Annotated in this window: 14 protein-coding genes; 6 read left to right on the top strand and 8 right to left on the bottom strand. The window is 68.8% G+C overall.

What is annotated here, in order from left to right:
* Positions 1–148: 148 nt before the first annotated feature.
* Both GIY23_RS08535 and GIY23_RS08530 read right to left on the bottom strand, forming a co-directional pair.
* Positions 149–1,081, bottom strand: coding sequence for an aldo/keto reductase (locus tag GIY23_RS08535; RefSeq protein WP_222850339.1), 933 nt, complete (start codon positions 1,079–1,081; stop codon positions 149–151).
* 120 nt (positions 1,082–1,201) lie between these two features.
* Entirely contained in the window at positions 1,202–2,176 is a 975-nt protein-coding gene (locus GIY23_RS08530; RefSeq protein ID WP_154076159.1) for a Ppx/GppA phosphatase family protein, read from the bottom strand.
* A gap of 276 nt (positions 2,177–2,452) precedes the next feature.
* Between GIY23_RS08530 and GIY23_RS08525 the strand changes: the two genes are divergently transcribed.
* A complete protein-coding gene (locus GIY23_RS08525; protein ID WP_154076158.1) occupies positions 2,453–3,499 on the top strand; it encodes an LLM class F420-dependent oxidoreductase in 1,047 nt (348 codons plus the stop codon).
* A 42-nt stretch (positions 3,500–3,541) separates the two neighbouring features.
* Here GIY23_RS08525 and GIY23_RS08520 read toward each other — a convergent pair whose 3' ends face one another.
* A complete protein-coding gene (locus GIY23_RS08520; RefSeq protein ID WP_222850338.1) occupies positions 3,542–4,510 on the bottom strand; it encodes a D-2-hydroxyacid dehydrogenase family protein in 969 nt (322 codons plus the stop codon).
* Between the two features lie 55 nt (positions 4,511–4,565).
* Between GIY23_RS08520 and GIY23_RS08515 the strand changes: the two genes are divergently transcribed.
* From GIY23_RS08515 to GIY23_RS08495, 5 genes are all read left to right on the top strand, one after another.
* A complete protein-coding gene (locus tag GIY23_RS08515) occupies positions 4,566–5,330 on the top strand; it encodes a cupin domain-containing protein (protein ID WP_228717620.1) in 765 nt (254 codons plus the stop codon).
* 810 nt (positions 5,331–6,140) lie between these two features.
* Positions 6,141–6,650 (top strand): hypothetical protein, encoded by a 510-nt coding sequence (locus GIY23_RS08510; protein ID WP_154076155.1) that lies wholly within the window; start codon positions 6,141–6,143, stop codon positions 6,648–6,650.
* 158 nt (positions 6,651–6,808) lie between these two features.
* Positions 6,809–9,091: a glycoside hydrolase family 2 protein gene (locus GIY23_RS08505; RefSeq protein ID WP_154076154.1), complete on the top strand. Its 2,283-nt coding sequence runs from the start codon at positions 6,809–6,811 to the stop codon at positions 9,089–9,091.
* Between the two features lie 67 nt (positions 9,092–9,158).
* Positions 9,159–9,875, top strand: a complete 717-nt coding sequence (locus GIY23_RS08500; protein ID WP_154076153.1) for a (2Fe-2S)-binding protein — start codon at positions 9,159–9,161, stop codon at positions 9,873–9,875.
* Between the two features lie 313 nt (positions 9,876–10,188).
* Entirely contained in the window at positions 10,189–11,013 is an 825-nt protein-coding gene (locus GIY23_RS08495) for an SDR family oxidoreductase (RefSeq protein ID WP_154076152.1), read from the top strand.
* Positions 11,014–11,025: 12 nt separating this feature from the next.
* On the opposite strand, the gene GIY23_RS08490 is transcribed toward GIY23_RS08495, so the two are convergent.
* The 5 genes from GIY23_RS08490 to GIY23_RS08470 all read right to left on the bottom strand — a co-directional run bounded on the left by GIY23_RS08490 (position 11,026) and on the right by GIY23_RS08470 (position 17,920).
* A complete protein-coding gene (locus GIY23_RS08490; RefSeq protein ID WP_154078711.1) occupies positions 11,026–12,111 on the bottom strand; it encodes an acetate/propionate family kinase in 1,086 nt (361 codons plus the stop codon).
* The gene (locus GIY23_RS08485) at positions 12,108–14,501 is read right to left on the bottom strand and encodes a phosphoketolase family protein (protein WP_154076151.1); all 2,394 of its coding nucleotides are present in this window, start codon (positions 14,499–14,501) and stop codon (positions 12,108–12,110) included. Before GIY23_RS08485 ends, GIY23_RS08490 begins: the two co-directional genes overlap by 4 nt.
* An 81-nt stretch (positions 14,502–14,582) precedes the next feature.
* On the bottom strand, positions 14,583–15,650 hold the full coding sequence (locus GIY23_RS08480; protein ID WP_154076150.1) for a Gfo/Idh/MocA family oxidoreductase: 1,068 nt from the start codon (positions 15,648–15,650) through the stop codon (positions 14,583–14,585).
* A 288-nt stretch (positions 15,651–15,938) separates the two neighbouring features.
* On the bottom strand, positions 15,939–16,619 hold the full coding sequence (locus GIY23_RS08475) for a response regulator (RefSeq protein WP_154076149.1): 681 nt from the start codon (positions 16,617–16,619) through the stop codon (positions 15,939–15,941).
* A 50-nt stretch (positions 16,620–16,669) separates the two neighbouring features.
* Positions 16,670–17,920 carry a sensor histidine kinase gene (locus GIY23_RS08470; RefSeq protein WP_228717619.1) on the bottom strand — a complete coding sequence of 417 codons (1,251 nt, stop codon included), beginning with the start codon at positions 17,918–17,920 and terminating at the stop codon, positions 16,670–16,672.
* Positions 17,921–18,372: the final 452 nt, after the last annotated feature.

The raw sequence follows: 18,372 nt of genomic DNA, 5'->3' as shown, positions 1-18,372 counted from the left end.
CGTCGGCGTCGGAGACCACGACGCTACCCGGCCGCCGAACTCAGAAGGCAGGTGGGAACCGGCATCTGTGCCCGTAGGGCACGTCTCACGTGACCAGCCGCAGCACCGTTAGACGCTCCGGCGCGTCTCCAGTTCCCAGATACCCACCTCAGCGATGGATCTGGCTCATCGCCTCCGCCGGGTAGCGCTCACCGGCCGCCACACCCCGCGGCGCGACCGCGTCGATCGCGGAGAGTTCGTCGGCGGTCAACGACAACTCGGAGGCCGCCACGTTGTCCTCCAGGTACGTGCGCCGTTTCGTGCCGGGAATCGGGACGATGTCCTCGCCCTGCGCGAGAACCCAGGCGAGCGCCAACTGGGAGGCGGTCACGCCCTTGCGCTGGGCGATGGCGCGCACCTCGTCGACGACGGCCAGGTTGCGATCGAAGTTCTCGTCCTGGAACCGGGGGCTGTTCCGGCGCCAGTCGTCCTCCGGCAGGTCCTCGCGGCTGCGGATCTCCCCGGAGAGGAATCCACGCCCGAGCGGGCTGTAGGCGACGAACCCGATGCCGAGTTCGCGGACCGTCGCCAGCACGTCGTTGTCCTCGGGGTCACGACTGAACAGCGAGTACTCCGTCTGCACCGCCGTGAGCGGGTGCGCGGCGTGGGCTGCTCGAATCGTCTCCGGAGCGGCCTCGGAGATCCCGAGAAAGCCGACTTTGCCCTGCTGCACGAGTTCGGCCAGCGCCCCGAACGTCTCCCCGACCGGCACGTCGGGGTCGACGCGGTGCTGGTAATACAGGTCGATATGGTCGATGCCGAGGCGCCCCAACGAGGCGTCGACCGCATGCCGGAGGTAGTCGGGACGGCCGTTGACGTGCCCGGTGAGCTGACCGTTGTCGTCGACCTCGTTGCCGAACTTGGTGGCGAGCACGACCTCGTCCCGGCGCCCGATCAGCGCCCGGCCGAGAAGTTGTTCGTTGCTCCACGGGCCGTACATGTCGGCGGTGTCGAAGAACGTGATGCCGAGGTCGAGGGCGCGCTGCACCGTCGCGACGGACTCCGAGTCGTCCTGACCGCCGTAGGCGAAGTTCATTCCCATGCACCCGAGTCCCTGGGCGCTGACGAGAAGATTCTGACCGAGTTCTCGAGTCTGCACGGGGGTGCTCCTTCCTCGACCTTGCGTTGTCGTGTCGGGTACCGACGGGCGCCGGCCGGACTGTCAGGAAAGGATGTGGTCGGCGGCGGCACGCACCGCTCGGCGGGGCCGTTTGCTCTCCTGCTCGTAGGCTTCGAGGAACCGGAGCACCAGACCCTCGCGCAACCCCCACGGACAGATCTCCACCGTGTCGAGATCGAGGACGCGCAGCATGGCCTCGGCGAGGACCGAACCCGCAAGAGCACGATACGACCGAGTGCGCGAGATCCCCGGCAACGCGACGCGCTGCTCGTGATCGAGCGCGGCCAGGTGCGGGATCCACGCCGCCACCTTGTGCCGGTGCAGCCGCTCCGGACGCCGAATCCGTTTGCGGTGTCCGGACTCGGTGAGTACGGCGAGCTGTCGAAACACAGTGGACAGGGCGAGCGGGCGTCCGAGGTCGCTGCCAGCCACGGACGCGAACGCGTCCGGCACCGTCGACGCGACCGCGTCCACGAGCGCCCGGAACTCCTCCTCGCGCGGCGGATCACTGACAACGTGTTCCCTGGAGAGAGTGGCCGCACCGAACGGCACCGTCAGAACCTTGCGCGGGTATTCCTGCTTGCCGGTCGCCACGTCGGCCGTGCCGCCACCGATGTCCACAGTGGTCAAACGTCCCTCGGATGGGCCCGCCCAGCGGCGTGCGGCATGGTAGGACAACGCCGCCTCCGAACGCGGGCTGAACACCCCGGTCTGCACCCCGGCGGCGTCGCTGATGCGGCGCCGGATCTCGGCACTGTTCGCCGCGTCCCGCACCGCCGAGGTGCCGTAGGCGACGACGAAGCGCGGCAGATCAGTGCCCGCCGCCTTGACGCACTCCTCGACCGCGAGCCCGGTTCGTTCAATGCCGTCGGCACTGACGGCCCCGTCCGGATCGGTGTGCTCGGCGAGGCGGGTTCGGGCCTTGTGGCTCCAGTTCGCGCGTGGCCGACCCGCGTTCAGGTCCACGAGGTCCAGCCGAGCGGCCGAGGAGCCGACGTCGAGCAGCCCGAGTCTCATCCAGTGATCCCCACGGTCGGGGCGCGTGAACGCGCCGTGATCATCCGGTTCCGCTGCGGAACCCCTGTCCTGTTTACCCGTATCCGGGAACTTCCACACTCTTCGGCCTCGTCGCCCACGGTCCCCACGCCGGTCTCACCCACCGTCACCGCTTGCACAACGGCAGCATTGCCGCTGTTCACAGGCCTTTCAGTGGAGGTCATGGGCGAACGGTCTACGCGGCAGTAACATGCCGAGTGACATCCGCCGCACCGGACCGAACGAGGGAGGACCGCCATGCGCATCGGAATACCGCTCGGCTACAGCGGTGGCTTCAAGGAGACCGTCGACGAGCTCGTCGCCTACGAGAAGGCCGGGCTCGACATGGTCTTCGTTCCCGAGGCCTACTCCTACGACGCGGTCAGCCAGATGGGCTTCATCGCCGCACGCACCGAACGGCTGCAGATCGCCTCCGGCATCCTGCAGATCTACACGCGGACCCCGAGCCTGACCGCGATGACCGCAGCCGGGATGGACTTCGTCTCGGACGGCCGGTTCACGCTCGGTATCGGCGCCTCCGGCCCGCAGGTCATCGAAGGGTTCCACGGGGTCCCGTACGAGGCGCCCATCGGCCGCACCCGTGAGCTCGTCGAGATCTGCCGCAAGGTGTGGCGCCGCGAGCGACTCGCCCACGACGGCAAGCACTACACGATCCCGTTGCCCGAAGAGCAGGGAACCGGGCTGGGCAAACCGTTGAAGCTGATCAACCACCCGGTCCGGGAACGCATCCCGATCATCATCGCCTCGATCGGCCCGAAGAACGTGGCGATGACCGCCGAGCTCGCCGAGGGCTGGGAGCCGATCTTCTACGTTCCGGAGAAGGCCGGCGAGCTCTGGGGTGAGCCCCTCGCCGAGGGCAAGGCCAAACGCGACCCCTCCCTGCCCGCGCTCGACGTCGTCGCCCAGGCACCGCTGGCCATCGGCGAGGACGTGGCGCACAAGCGCGAGATGATGCGCGATGTACTCGCCCTCTACATCGGTGGCATGGGCGCGAAAGGGCAGAACTTCTACACCAAGCTCGCCACCCGCTACGGCTACGGCGAGGCGGCCGAGAAGATCCAGGACCTGTACCTCGACGGCAAGAAGCAGGAAGCGGCCGCGGCGGTTCCCGAGGACCTGCTGGTCAAGACGACGCTGATCGGCCCGGAGAGCCACGTCAAGGAACGGCTCGCCGCGCTGAAGGAATCCGGCGTGAGCACGCTCAACGTGACTCCGCTCGGCGACGACACGGCCGAGCGGACCCGGCTCATCGAGACGATGCGCGGCCTCGTCGACGACCTCTGAGTGCGCGTGAGCCTTTTTGGTTGCCATAACCACCAAAAAGGCTCACGCGTTCAACACGCGCACCGGCTGGCCGTCGAGGAAAGCGGCGATGTCCTCGACCGTGTCGGCGAAGAACGCCTCGTAGGTGCCCTCGGTGACGTAGCCGATGTGCGGCGTGAGCACCGTGCGCGGCGTCGTGCGCCACGGGTCGTCGGCGGGCAGCGGCTCCTCGCCGTACACGTCGATCCCGGCCCCGGCGATCCGTCCCTCGCGCAACACGGCCTGCAAGGCCGCCTCGTCGACGATCGGCCCGCGTGAGGTGTTGACCAGGTACGCGGTCGGCTTCATCAGATCGAGTTCGCCGGCACCGATGAGTCCGCGTGTGCGCTTGCTGAGCAGTTGGTGGATGGTGACCACGTCGGCGCTGCGCAGCAGCTCGTCCTTGTCGACCCGCCGTACCCCGGCCTCGGCCGCGCGCTCGTCGGTGAGGTTCTCGCTCCAGGCGATGACGTTCATCCCGAACGCCAGACCGACCCCCGCGACCTGACCGCCGAGCCGTCCCAGTCCGATCACGCCGAGCGTGCGGCGAGCGAGCTCGATACCCACGGTCCGTTGCCAAGCGCCCTCCCGCACGTTCCGGTCCTCGGCAGGGATGTTGCGGGTCACGGCGAGGATCAGACCCCACGCCAGCTCCGCCGTGGGTCCCCAGGGCCGGCCGGGAACCTCGCCGTTGCCGGTTCCGGACACGACGACGCCGCAGTCGGTGGCCGCGTCGAGATCGATCGCCTTGTTGCGCTCACCCGTCGTGACGAGCAGGCGCAGGTTCGGCAGTGCCTCCAGCAGCCGACGCGGGAACGGGGTCCGCTCCCGCATCGCGGCCACGACGTCGAACGGTTCGAGCCGGCGGACGAGCTCGTCGTGGTCGGTCACCGTGTCGGTGAAGACGGTGACCTCGGTCTCGACCGGCAGGCGTGCCCAGTCGCCGTACCGGCGAGCGACGGACTGGTAGTCGTCCAGCACCGCGATACGCACTGTCATCTCGCGACCTCCGTGACGGTCCCGCCGGGACGCGGGACACACTGCTGTGGTGACGAGATCCAGTGTGCTGCATCTGCTGCCCCTGTCCGCCTACCGGGACGACCCGACCGCGCCGATCGCTCCGGAGAGCCTGAGCACCGAAGGGTTCGTGCACTGCTCCCCGGACGCGGCCACGGCGTTGGCCGTCGCCGACGCCCTGTATCGGGACTCGGCGGAACCGATGGTCGCGCTGGAGCTGGACTGCGCCGCGCTGCCTGCGGACCTGCGTTGGGAGGCAGCCGCGCCCGCGCCGCCTGCCGGGGTGTCGTCCGACGTGCTGTTCCCGCACCTGTACGCAGCAATCGACCGTTCGGCGATCATCGAGGTCCATCACGCCCGTCGGTCACCTGACGGCCGGTATCTCGAGCTGCTGCCGCGCCGCGGCCGCGCCGAGGAGCTCGATCTGCTGCCGCACCCGGAGGGCGGCTGGTACCGGCGGTTCTGGGCGAGCTCCGCGACCGTCGAGCGGTCGGACGGCGCCCAGCGGCCGGCCGCCACGGCCATCCACTACGCGCTCGACGCCGGTGAGGTCTCGCGCTGGCATACCGTGGCGTCCGAGGAGCTGTGGTTCTGGCACGCGGGCGAGGTGGAGCTGACCCTCGGCGGCACCGGCGACCAGCCGGGCACACCCGAGACCGTGGTGCTCGGCCCGGATGCCGACATCCAGCTCACCGTGCCGGCCGGAACCTGGCAGCGGGCGAGCGCGAGCGTCGAAGCGCTGGTCAGCTGCGTGGTGTCACCCGGGTTCGACTTCGCGGACTTCCGCGTGGCCTGAGTGTGCGAGGCGGGTGGGTGTGGGCGCGAGGAGCCGGGATGCCGTTGCGGGCAGCCTCCCACCGCGCCTTCTCGCGGCGACTGGGTCCGGATGCGGCGCGGCGCATCGGCTCCGGGCCGTGTCCGTGCCTGACCGAAAGAACGGCCAGCGCGAACAACCCGACCGCCACGGACATCACCGCACGCGGCCTGCCTCGCAGCGCACCGGATCCCCGGATCAGCGGAGGTGGTGCGCTCGGGCGCGCCGTGGCAGGAATTCGCACGAGACGTGGTCGTGCCCGGTGTGCCGTCGCGGCTCGAGCGCGCCGCGCGAGCGGCACGGTTCCGATCATTCGTTTCTCGACCCACGCCATCGCCACGAGCGATCCCATGATCACTCCGAAAGCCGCCGGCGCGGCGACCGCGAACACGACCAAGGTGTTCACCGGCTCCACCCCCGTCCAACGGACCGTCCCCGCACGGCCCGTTCGTCGATCACCGGAAGTTTGGTCGGGACGCGTCGATCACCTTCTCGGGCGTCCACCGATCTGCTTGCACCACGGTAGTGTCGCCCCGCGGTCCCTGCAGGCCAGCGGGGCGTTGCTGGCACGATCGGGGGGACTACGCAGTGTCGCCCCTCACACCGCGCGCCCGACACGTCCGGTGACACGGCTTCCTCTCGCGCCCGGCTACCATCGAGGCAGCGTGCCTGCCGGTCGAACGGCGGAGATCGTCACCAGAGAGTTCATGGCTGGTGATCGCTCCGGACAACCCGCGCACCACGCGCCCCGTGTTCCGAAGAGGTGCACGGCACCGACGGAGGGAGTGGATCGTGAAGGAGTTCGGCTCGCACCTGCTTTTTCACCTGGGTGCGATCGTGCTCGGTGCCGCGATCGGGGTGGCTGGCACGTTCTACTGGCGTGACGGTGACCTGGCCGCGCTCGGGCTGTGCGCGGCCGCGCTGGTCTTCGGTCTGGTCCTGCTGCTGGTGCAGAACCTCTACATCAACAACAAGGACGCCACCGACCGCAGGCGCATGCAGGAACGGTCCAGCCCGCGGACTCCCGCACGTCCGGCCCCGCAGTCGTCTCAGCCACGGCGGGTCGAGCAGCCGCGCGCCGCCCCGGCGCAGTCCGCACCCCAGCACACCGCGGTCTGGCCCACGGCAGGCGCAGCGTCCGGCACGAATCCGGACATGGAGGCCGTCGACCCGGACGCGCAGACGCGCGCCGCCGAGCCCGGCGAGCACAACACCGGCCCGACCCGGCAGGTCAGCGGGCAGGCAACGGACGAGGCGAGCACCGGGATCATCGACGACACCGGTCCCACCCGCTCGTTCTGACCCGGGATCCGGGCAACGGCCGTGAGAGCGCAGTTGGGAACTGGCATGTGCCCGTAGGGCACGGTCGTACGTGACCAGCCTCGGCAGGGTGAGGGCGCCTGGTGTGCTCGAATCGTCCTCGGTCATCGTCCATCGGCACGGATGATTCGGGAGAACGGATGTCCGCTTCGGACGTCGCGCGCGTCGTCGGGCGTGCGCGCCGCACGCTCAAGGAGTGGTCGTTCGGACCGTTGCCGAGCGGACAGGAACCGGCCTCGGTTCCGGACGAGTCCCTGTCGACCGTGGTGCCTCCGCACACGGTGGTCCCGCTCTCGTGGCGCCGGTGGGATCCGGCGAGCTGGGAACGGCGGTGGCTGTACCGCCATCGGTTCCGCGTGGACCCGGCGAGCACGCACCGATGGTTCTTGCTGTTCGACGGGACGCTCACCGCAGCCACCGTGCACCTCGACGGGCACCTGCTCGAACCGCATCTCGGCGGGTATCTGCCGTGGTGTCGCGAGATCACCTCGATTCTGGACGAGGCCCCCGGACCGCACGTGCTCGACGTGGAGCTCGACGGTGCGTTCCTCCCCGAAGTCCCACCGAATCACGGCTTGGACCGGCCGAGCAGCGCGGTCGACTTCTGGCAACCCGCGGGCCTCTACCGGCAAGTCCACCTGGTCGCTGTACCGGAGCACCACCTCGCCGATGTCCATCCCGTTGCCCGGGACGTCCTCGGCCACCGGCGGCGACTCGAAGTGCGATGCGAGGTCGAGTCCGCAGGCGACGGGGTCACGGTCGGTGTGGCCGTGCGTGACGACGACCGGGTGCTCGCCGAGGCCTCGGCTGCATGCGACGAGGACATCGTCACCGTCGTCGTACGCGATCTGGACGACATCGCGCTGTGGAGCACTCGGTCACCGAAGCTCTACACCGTCGACGTCGAACTGCGGCGGGACGGACACGTCCTCGACCGGCGCAGTAGGCGCATCGGCTTCCGCGACGCGGAGTTCCGCCGGGACGGCTTCTACCTCAACGGCGAACGTCTCCAGCTCTTCGGCCTCAATCGCCACCAGCTTTATCCCTTCGCCGGTGGCGCCATGCCTGCGCGGGTGCAGCGACGGGACGCGGAGATTCTGCGGCGCGAACTGAACTGCACCATGGTCCGCTGTTCGCACTACCCGCAGCACGAGGCATTCCTCGACGCCTGCGACGAACTCGGGTTGCTCGTCTGGGACGAGCCGCCGAGCTGGCAGTACCTCGGCGACGACGAATGGTTGCGCCGCGCCTACCGCGATGTCGGGGACATGGTCGTGCGTGCGCGACACCACCCGTCGGTCATTGTCTGGGCGGCACGCCTCAACGAGACAGCCGACCATCCCGAGTTCTACGCGGCCACCCAGGACCTGGTGCAATCGCTGGACGATTCGCGCCAGACCACCGGGGCTGTCCTCGGCACCGACCACGCGACCGAGCGATTTCAGCACGACGTGTTCGGCTACAACGACTACTCGGCGAGCCGCGACACCGACGGCCGCACAAGGCCCGAACTGGCCCCTCCCCGCGACGATCGGCCCTACCTCGTGAGCGAAGCGGTCGGCACGCTCTCCGGGCCGGCGATGTTCTACCGCCGCACCGATCCCCAGGACGTACAGCAGGGGCAGGCGTTCGCACACGCCCGAGTGCACGACCTCGGGCTGTCCGACCCTCGCTACACCGGCGTGCTCCCGTGGGCCGGGTTCGACTACCCGTCGGGACACGGAAACGTCGCGGACGGCATCAAGTGGCCGGGAGTCCTCGATCTGTTCCGGATCCCGAAACCCGGCGCCGCGGTGTACCGCGCACAGGTCTCGCCGGAGGAACGCGTCGTCATCGAGCCTTCGTTCTCGTGGGACTTCGATCCGACGAGCCCGGCGACGGCGTTGCGGCGCGCGGCGATCTGGTCGAACCTGGACCGCCTCGAACTGGCCGTCGACGGGAGTCCGTTCGCGACGCTGTGGCCGGCGCGCGACGAGTTCCCACGTCTGCCGTACCCGCCGTTCCTGACGGATCTGTCCACCATCGACGGTTCCGACGCTCCCAGGCTGCGCATCGACGGCTACCTCGGGGACACGCTCGTGCTCACCCGGCACCTGTCCTCTGATCGCGGCCGTGACCGGCTCTCGCTCGTCGTCGACGATCCGGCGCTCGTCGCGGACGGAGCGGACGCGACGCGCGCGGAGCTGCGTGCCGTCGACGAGCACGGAACCCTGCGGCCCTACGTCACCGGCGACGTCACTCTCGATCTCGACGGGCCTGCCGAGCTGGTCGGCGACAACCCGTTCCCGTTGGAGGCGACCGGAGGCGCGGGTGCGGTGTGGATCCGGAGCCGCCTCCGGCAGAGCGGCATCGTGACGCTGACCGGCCAACACCCGACGCTCGGCACGGCGACGGCCTCGCTGTCTGTCGACCCCTCGGCCTGACGACGACACCGCGATCGGCGGCGAGCGGATAGGGTCGTCGCGCCCCCCCCCCAACCCGAGGAGACCCATGCGCGCGCCCACCTGTTCGGACGCAGTGCTGCGCGGGCGTCTACGCGAGTGCGACCGGCTCCTGCCCCGGCCGTCTCTGGCTCCGCCGGAGACGCTGACCACCGTGCCGTGGACGGAATTTTGCGACACGGCAGGACCGTGGTTGCCACGCTGTGTCGAGGAATGGCAGGAGCGCGGTGGGTTCCGGCATCGACGAGCCGGCCTGGTGCTCGTGGCGTTCCGCGCGGGCTGGCTCGCGTGTTGCGCCAGTGTCCCCGAGTACCACTTCGCCGCACGGGTTCCGGCGTTGTCCACACTCGACGCCCAGATCGACGAACACGGGCGGTTGCGCGCGCTCACCACCACCGAGGTCGCCGTCGACCCCGATGCGGACCGCTGGTGGAAGGAGATGCGCGCCTTCTTCACCCCACTCGCCGAGTCGCTGCACGCACTGGGTGGTCCACCGGCGTCGAGCCACGAATACTGGGGAAACCCAGTCGGTCTGCTCGGCACCGTGCTGTGGCGGCTGCAGCGTGCGGGACTACCCGGAGATGCGGTGCATTCGGCGACGGAACTCCGCGAAGCCACCGGGCTGGTGAAACTCCTCGACCTCGACCGCGAACCGCCCGGACCGTGGGCGCGACGGCGCACGTGTTGCCAGTGGTGGCGTCGCGCAGACGGTGGCTACTGCGACGAATGCGTGCTCTGGAACTCCCATTCACGCCGATCGGAGTAAAAGGACGCGCGGACTGAGTCTGAGAGGGCCGTTGTGGAACCTGGGTGGGTGGTCCGGTACCGCCGCCCCAGTTCGCGCCCGCGGCGTTGGGTCCTCTTGAGTACCAGCCGTACGCGGCGAGAACCCCTGCCTTGCGAGGCACGAACTCCGAACGCCGGAGCCCCTCACCCTGCCGAGACTGGACACGCATGACCGTGCCCTACGGGCACACAAGCCAGTTCCAAAATGCACTCTGAGAGGCTAACCCAGGGGGACCCTTGAACTCCTGGGAAACTCGGTTGAGCGCCTCCGTCTGCACTGCCACGATCCCGATATGGACGAAACTGGCGACCTGTCGCGGGGTCCGCTGCCGTTGCGGGGGCGGGGCGCCTTGATCACGGGCGTGAGCCGCAGGGCCGGCATCGGCCACGCCATCGCATGCAGGTTGGCCGCGCTCGGAGCCCACGTCTTCGTGCACCACTACGCACCGCACGATCACGATCAGGACTGGGGTGTCGACGACCTGGATGCCGTGCTGTCCTCCGTCCGATCCCATCTCATCGACGACGCCGTTCTCGCCGATCTGCACGCGGACCTGACCGAACCCGATGCGCCGCACCGGGTTCTCGACAACGCAGTCGCGACTCTCGGGCACATCGACATCCTCGTGTGCAATCACGCGCTCAGCGGCGAGGACGGCACCCTCGGTGATCTGACCGCCGCCGGACTCGACCGGCACTTCGCCGTGAACACGCGATCCAGCATCCTGCTGACACAGGCCTTCGTCGCACGACACGACGGTCGAGCCGGTGGCGCGGTGGTGTTCATGACCTCGGGGCAAGGTCTCGGACCCATGCCCGGAGAAGTGTGCTATGCGGCGGCCAAGGCGGCGCTCGGCGGCATCACGACGACCCTCGCCGACGAGATCGCCGACAGCGGGATCCGGCTCAACACCGTCAATCCCGGTCCTGTCGACACCGGATACCTCACCGAGGAGATGTGGCACCAGACCGCGCCCATGTTTCCTTTCGGCCGCTTCGGCCAGCCCGACGACCCGGCACGCCTCATCTCGTGGCTCGTCACCGACGAAGCACGGTGGATCACCGGGCAGGTACTCAACACCGAAGGCGGATTCGGGCGCTGGCGGCCGCGAGGCTGACCGTGAAGCGGCTCAGGTGAGCAGCTCGGTGGTCTGGCGCGCGATCTCCAGATCCTCCCGGGATTCCACGACGACGGTCCGGACCCGGGCACCTTGCCTGCTGAGGTCCGCATCACCCGAACTTCCATTGCGCTCCGAGTCCAACGCCACGCCGAGGAACTCCAGGTCCCGGCACAACGCGGCCCGCACCGCCGCCTGGTGCTCCCCGATCCCACCCGTGAACACGAGCAGATCCAACCCACCCATCGTCGCGACCAGGCCGCCCGCGTGGCGAGTCAACGAATGCCGGTAGACGTCGAAGGCCAGCGCCGCCTCCTGGTCGCCCTGATCCCGCGCGTGCAGCAGTTCGCGGAGATCACCGGACGATCCGGACAGCCCTGCCACCCCGGAACGGTGCCGCAATGCGTCGAAAACCTCTTTGGCGGTGAGTCCCTGTTCGGTGAGCAACCACCCGACGAGACCCGGATCGACCGAACCCGAGCGGGTCTGCATGACCAACCCTTCGTCGGGCGTCATCCCCATCGTGGTGTCCACGCAGCGACCGTCGCGAACCGCCGCCATCGACGCGCCCGCGCCCAGGTGGCAGGACAGGACACGCGACCTGACGAGATCGACCCCGACGATCTCGGCAGCCGTCCGGACCGCGTAGGAGTGCGACAGACCGTGGAAGCCGAACCTTCGCAGACCCCATTCACGGTTCCATTCGCGCGGTAGCGCGTAAGTCCTGGCGGCCGGAGGCAATGTGTGGTGGAAGGAGGTGTCCACGCACACGACGGACCTCGTTCCGGCGGGCGAAGCCTGCAGACCGGCGCGAACCCCGTCCAAGGCGCGCTGCTGATGCAGCGGGGCGAGTGGGGCGAGCGAGTCGAGGTAGCGCAGCACCTCGTCATCGACCACGGTCGCCTCGGTCACGTCGCCGCCACCGTGCACCACCCGATGGCCCACAGCGTCCACCGCGTACGTCGCCAACGCGTCGTGGATCGGCTCGGGTTGTCCGTCCCAGCGGTCGACGTCGTGCGTACCGAGCAGCCGGTTGCCTTCGAGGACCCGGATCTTCAGACTCGACGAGCCTGCGTTGACCGTGAGCACCCGCATCATCCCGACCACTCCCACTCCCGCGCCTCAGGCATGTCCTCGCCGTGCCTGCGTACGTAGTGATGGTGCTCGATCAGCTTGTTCCGCCACTTCTCCCGCACGCGCGCGGCCCGCGCGGCCGGCTCGCCCGCCCTGTCCAGCACGTCGATCGCCAGGTGGAAGCGGTCGATCCTGTTCAGCACACACATGTCGAACGGTGTCGTGGTCGTTCCCTCCTCGCGGTAGCCGTGCACGTGGAACTGATCGTGGTTGTGTCTCTTGTACACCAAGCGGTGGATCAACCAGGGATAACCGTGATATGCGAAGATCACCGGGCGGTCTCGGGTGAACACCGCGTCGAAGTCCACATCGGCCAGACCCTGAGGATTCTCGCGCTCGTGCTGCAACCGCATGAGATCGACGACGTTGACCACGCGCAGCGCCAGCTCCGGAACCTCGCGGCGCACCATCGACACGGCGGCCAGCGTCTCCATCGTCGGTACGTCTCCCGCGCAGGCCAGCACCACGTCCGGCTCGCGGTCCACGTCGTTGCTCGCCCACTCCCAGATTCCGACACCCTTGGTGCAGTGCACGAGGGCGTCGTCGATCCCCAGGTACTGCGGTTCCGAGTTCTTCCCCGCCACCACGACGTTGATGGAGTTCCGGCTACGCAAACAGTGGTCGGCGACGACCAGGAGCGTGTTCGCGTCCGGCGGAAGGTAGACGCGGACCAGTTCGGCCTTCTTGTTCATCACGTGGTCGATGAAGCCGGGGTCCTGGTGGGTGAACCCGTTGTGGTCCTGGCGCCACACGTGCGAGGTGAGCAGATAGTTCAACGAGGCGATCGGGCGTCGCCACGCCAGCTCGCCGCTGGTCTTCAGCCACTTCGCGTGCTGGTTGACCATCGAGTCCACGATGTGCGCGAACGCCTCGTAGCAGGAGAACATCCCGTGACGCCCGGTCAAGAGGTAGCCCTCCAGCCAACCCTGGCACGTGTGCTCGGAGAGGACCTCCATGAGCCGTCCCTCCGGGTCGAGCCGTTCGCCGTCGCCGTGGACCGGCCCGACCCAGGTACGCTGCGTCGCCTCCAGCACCGCCTCCAGCCGGTTCGAGTTGTTCTCGTCCGGGGAGAACAACCGGAAGTTGCGGTGCGGCTCGTTGAGGCGCAGCACGTCCCGCAGCAACTCGCCGAGCTTCCGGGTCGCCGCTGCCCACGTGGCACCGGGCGGGTCCACCTCGACCGCGTAGTCCCGGAAGTCGGGCAACCGCAACGGCCGCAGCAAGGTGCCGCCGTTGGCGTGCGGGCTCGCACTCATCCGGCGCGGCCCGGACGGACTGTGCCGGCGAACGACCGCACGCGGAGAACCGGAGTCGTCGAACAGCGACGCCGGATCGTAGGCGCGCATCCACTCCTCCAGCAGCCGGAGGTGGTCCGGATTCGAGCGGGGATCCGAGATCGGAACCTGGTGTGAGCGCGTACTGCCCTCCAACTGCGCACCGTCGAGCTCCGCAGGTGCCGTCCAGCCCTTCGGGCTGCGTAACACGATCATCGGCCACCGTGGCCGATCCGGACGCCCCGACTCGCGCGCGCGCCGCTGCACCCCTGCGATCTCGTCGAGACAACGGTCCAGAGTCGCCGCGAAAAGGTGGTGCATCACGGTCGGGTCCGACCCCGCCACGACGTACGGCTCGTAGCCGTGGCCCCGCAACAAGGCGAGGAGTTCCTCCTCGGGCATCCGTGCCCACACCGCCGGACTCGCGATCTTGTATCCGTTGAGATGCAGGATCGGCAACACGGCGCCGTCGGTGACCGGGTTGAGGAACGCGGTCGACTGCCAGCTCGCCGCCGACGGTCCCGTCTCGGCCTCTCCGTCGCCGACCACGCACGGGACGACGAGGTGCGGATTGTCCAGCGCCGCACCGAACGCGTGTGACAACGAGTACCCCAGTTCGCCACCCTCGTGAATGGACCCCGGCGTCTCCGGTGCGGCATGGCTGGGCATCCCGCCGGGGAAGGAGAACTGAGCGACCAGCCGGCGCAACCCCTCGTAGTCCTGCGCGACGTCCGGGTACACCTCGCTGAAGGTGCCCTCCAGCCACGCGGCCGCCACCGGAGCCGGACCACCGTGGCCGGGACCGATCACCAACATCATGGCCAGATCGCGCTCGACGATCGCCCGGTTGAGATGCGCGTAGACAAAGGTGAGACCGGGCGTGGTGCCCCAGTGACCGAGCAGTCGGGGCTTGATGTGTTCCGGACGCAGCGGTTCCCGCAACAACGGGTTGTCCAACAGATAGATCTGCCCGAGCGACAGATAGTTCGCCGCCGTCCACCAACGGTGTAGCCGGTCCACCTCGTCGGAGGTCAGGTGCGCCGCGACGCCGGTACCGGTCGGCCACGTCTGCATGGTCATCTGCGTGTCCCTCCTCCGCGGCACACCTTCCAGATTGGAGCGTGCCGCCGGGTTCGCAACTCGAAAGGACCGCGACGGCACTCAGCGCAGGTGCTGGACCTCACCGGATTCGGCCGAGCGCCGTGCCGCTTCCAACACGACGAGGCCCGCGACCGACTCCTCCGGGTCCACCGGTGGTGGTGTCCCGGCACGCACCGCATCGGCGAGCTCGGCGTAGAACACCTCGTAGCAGCCGGGGTCGGAGGCGATCGTCTCGACCTCGTCGCCCGCGCCGAGTGTTCCCCACAGCTCGCCGGGTTCCTCGCCCCACCCGAGGTCACCCGGACGGCCGCCCGCGCGGAGTGCCGCTTCCTGCGGATCGAGGCCGTGCTTGGTGAAGGCCGCACGATCGCCGAGCACCCGCATCCTCGGTCCGAACCGGGGCGCGACCTTGCTGGTCCACAAGTGACTGCGAACGCCGTTCACGTGTGTGAGGGCGACGAACGTGTCGTCGTCGACCTCGACACCCGACCGCCGACGATCGCTTTCGGCGTAGACGGACGCGACCGGGCCGAACAGGGTCAACGCCTGGTCGACGAGGTGGCTGCCGAGATCGTTGAGTACCCCACCCGCCTCGTCCGGGCCTCCTCGTTCCCGCCAGCCGGGTTTCGCCGTCGGCACCCATCGTTCGAAACGCGACTCGAACCTGCGGACCGCGCCCAGCGCGTCCCGCTCGAGCAGGGCACGCAGTGTCCGGAAGTCGTTGTCCCATCGGCGATTCTGGAACACGGTCAGCAACCGGCCCGCCGATCGGGCTCGTTCGATCAGGTTTCGCCCTTCGGCCGCTGTGGGGGTGAACGGTTTGTCCACGACGACGCCGAGTCCGACGTCGAGCGCCGCGGAGGTCAGCTCGACGTGGCTGCGGTTCGGCGTCGCGACGACCGCGAGGTCCAGCTCCCCCGCACTCGCCCACAGTTGCTCGGGCGTGTCGAGCACTCGGGTGTCCGGGTGCTCGACACGAACCTGCTGCTGGCGTTTGGGACTCGCCGTCACCACCGCGTCGAGACGGAATCGGGGATCGGCTGCGAGCAGCGGCGCGTGGAACACGGCTCCCGCCACGCCGTAGCCGAGGAGGCCGACGCGGATCGGTTCGGCGGCAGAGGAAGTCATTCCGCCATTATGACCAAGCATCTCCCGACGCACGCCGAGCCCGCGGGGCGGGTCAGGAACGGCACGCCGACGCTTTCCCGCTGCCTACGCACGCCGCCACCCTTGGAGACGGTGGCCCACCTCGGTCGGGGGGTCGAGGCGGACCACCGCCGCCCCCGCGAGACGTCGGTGAACGCCGTCCCCGGAGGATCGATACCGAGAGTAAGGCGGATGACCACGGTCGAAGGACCGCCAAAGGTCGAGTACCTCGTCCTACTTCGGACTGATTGCCCGGCTCGCCGGCGTGGTTCACCCGGGGATCTGCGTCTGCCCCGGACTCACCAGCCCCGTCTCGTACGCCGTGATCACCAGCTGGGTCCGGGAACTCAGGTGCAGCTTTTGCATCACGTGGTAGAGGTGCGATTTCACGGTCAGTTCCGCCAGTCCGAGGTTCTTGGCGATCTCGGCGTTCGAGCCGCCGCGCGCGACCTCCAGCAACACGTCCCGCTCGCGGCCGGTGAGTTCGTTGAGTTCACTCGCCGCGTCACGCACCCCGAGCGAGGCGAACCGTTGGAGCAGTCGCTTGGTCACGCTCGGTGCGAGCAGCGCCTCCCCGGAGGCGACCGTGTGCACCGCCTTGACGAGCTCCTCCGGCGGCGCGTCCTTGAGCAGGAAGCCGCTCGCCCCGGCCCGCAACGCCGAGTACACGTACTCGTCGAGGTCGTAGACGGTCAGCATGATCACCGCCGTCCGCCCTTCGGTGGCGGCGAGGATCTCCTGTGCGGCGGTAATGCCGTCCATCCCCGGCATTCGCACGTCCATCAGCACGACGTCAGGCCGTCGTCGCTGCACAGCCGCCAGCGCGGACCGGCCGTCCTCCGCTTCGGCCAGCACCCGCACGTTCGGTTCCGCGGATAACAGCGCCACCAAGCCCGCACGGATCATCGCCTGGTCGTCTGCGATGAGCACGGTCGTGACCGGAGCGTCCACTACCGGCCCTCCTCGATCGGGGCCAGCTCCCGGAAGTCGGTACTTCCGGATCAGGCCGAGTCCGAATATTCCGGGCACGGTAGCACGGCCGCAAGATGAAATCCGTTCGGAACCGGGTGTGCGGTGAGCGTGCCGCCCAGGACCGCCACCCGCTCTCGCAGCCCGATCAACCCGTGCCCGGAAGACGGATATGCCTGCGCAGCGGCCGAAACAGGCACTCCCTGCCCCCGCCGCGGCGCGAGCGGCTCGATCTCCGGACCCGAGAGCGTATTCGTGATCTCGACCCCCAGCGTCGAGTCGCCGTAGTCGAGTACCACCCGCGCCCTGCCGAAGCCGGCGTGTTTGAGCACGTTCGTCACGGCCTCCTGCACGATGCGGTAGGCCGTCATCTCGACGCCCTGGCCGAGCTCACGGACCTGTCCGCGCCGCTCGACCTTCCACTCCATCCCCGAGCCCCGCACCGAGTCGACCAGCGCGTCCAGCCGTTCCAACGTCGGTGCCGGGCGACGCCGGAGCTCGTCCTCGGCCTCCGGTGCCGGCTCCGCCTCCGAGACCTCGTCCCTGCCCTCGCGCAACGCTCCGAGCAGGTTGCGCATCTCGCCGAGTGCCGACCGTGAACTGCGCTCGAGCTCGACGAGCGTCTCGCGCGCGTGTTCCGGCTCACGGTCGACCAGTGCCCGCGCGACACCCGCGCGAAGCACGACCACGGCGAGGTTGTGCGAGACGATGTCGTGGAACTCCCGTGCGATCCGCGCCCGTTCGATCGCCGCGGCGTCGGCGGCGAGCTGATCCCGCGCCTCGTCCAGCAACGCGACCGTCTGCTCCAGCTGCGCCGACCGCTGTTTGCCCTCGCGGATCGACCAGCCCCACCCGATCACGAGGATCAGGTTCACCAACGCGCCGATGATCATCAGCACGCCCTCGCCGAACGGCCACTCGAAGAACAACAGCCGCGCCACCGGGTACGTCATCGCGACGATGCCGGCCGCGATGCTGCCGACGGGACCTCTCACCGAGGTCACCGAATAGACCGACACCAGGATGGCCAGGTTCAGCGGGCCGATGTCGATATCGGGATAGATCAACGCGATCGTCGTCGCGAGCAGAACGACGAGACCGACCCAGGGCAGCTGACGTCGGACCAGCAGGGTGCACAGCGCGGGCACGCTCATCATCAGCGGCCATCCCCACGGCCCCCACGGCGGCGGCGTGAACGACAGCGACAACGCATGCGTTGACGCCATGCCGACCACGATGCCGAGGTCGATGAGGAAGGCGCGCGAGACGTTCGGCTTCGACACGGCATGCAGTATGCGGGTCGCAGCGCCGGCGAACGCGTGCCGGACGACACGGTCTGACATCGATTCCCCTAGCGGGCATGCGAGGGAGGCCGCCTCGTGACAACGAGGACGGCCTCCGCCGCACTGGAACGTCGACCTTCGTTCTGCGCGTGGAACGACGTCGAACCGGGCACCGTCGGCCCGGTCACCGCCGAACGCTAGATCGCCCGTTCGGAGGCCGCATCCGACGAAAGTCGTACCGCACTAGCCGTCAACGGACACGCCGGCTGCGACAGTGCGCAAACTGATCTGCGTCGGCGGTTCGGTCACCACGGACGCAACATGAACATCGGCGGCGTCCCAGCGCACTCCTCGCGAGGACGGCGTCGACGTGATGGAGAAGCGCTACCTGATGTCGACGCTCCAGTAGCCAGCCGCGAGGTGAAGTTTCGCCACGCAACCAACCACGCAGC

This window comes from Allosaccharopolyspora coralli (assembly GCF_009664835.1).
Lineage (GTDB): Bacteria > Actinomycetota > Actinomycetes > Mycobacteriales > Pseudonocardiaceae > Allosaccharopolyspora > Allosaccharopolyspora coralli.
Note: the sequence above shows the minus strand (reverse complement) of the source record. Positions and strands in the feature narration are given on the sequence as shown.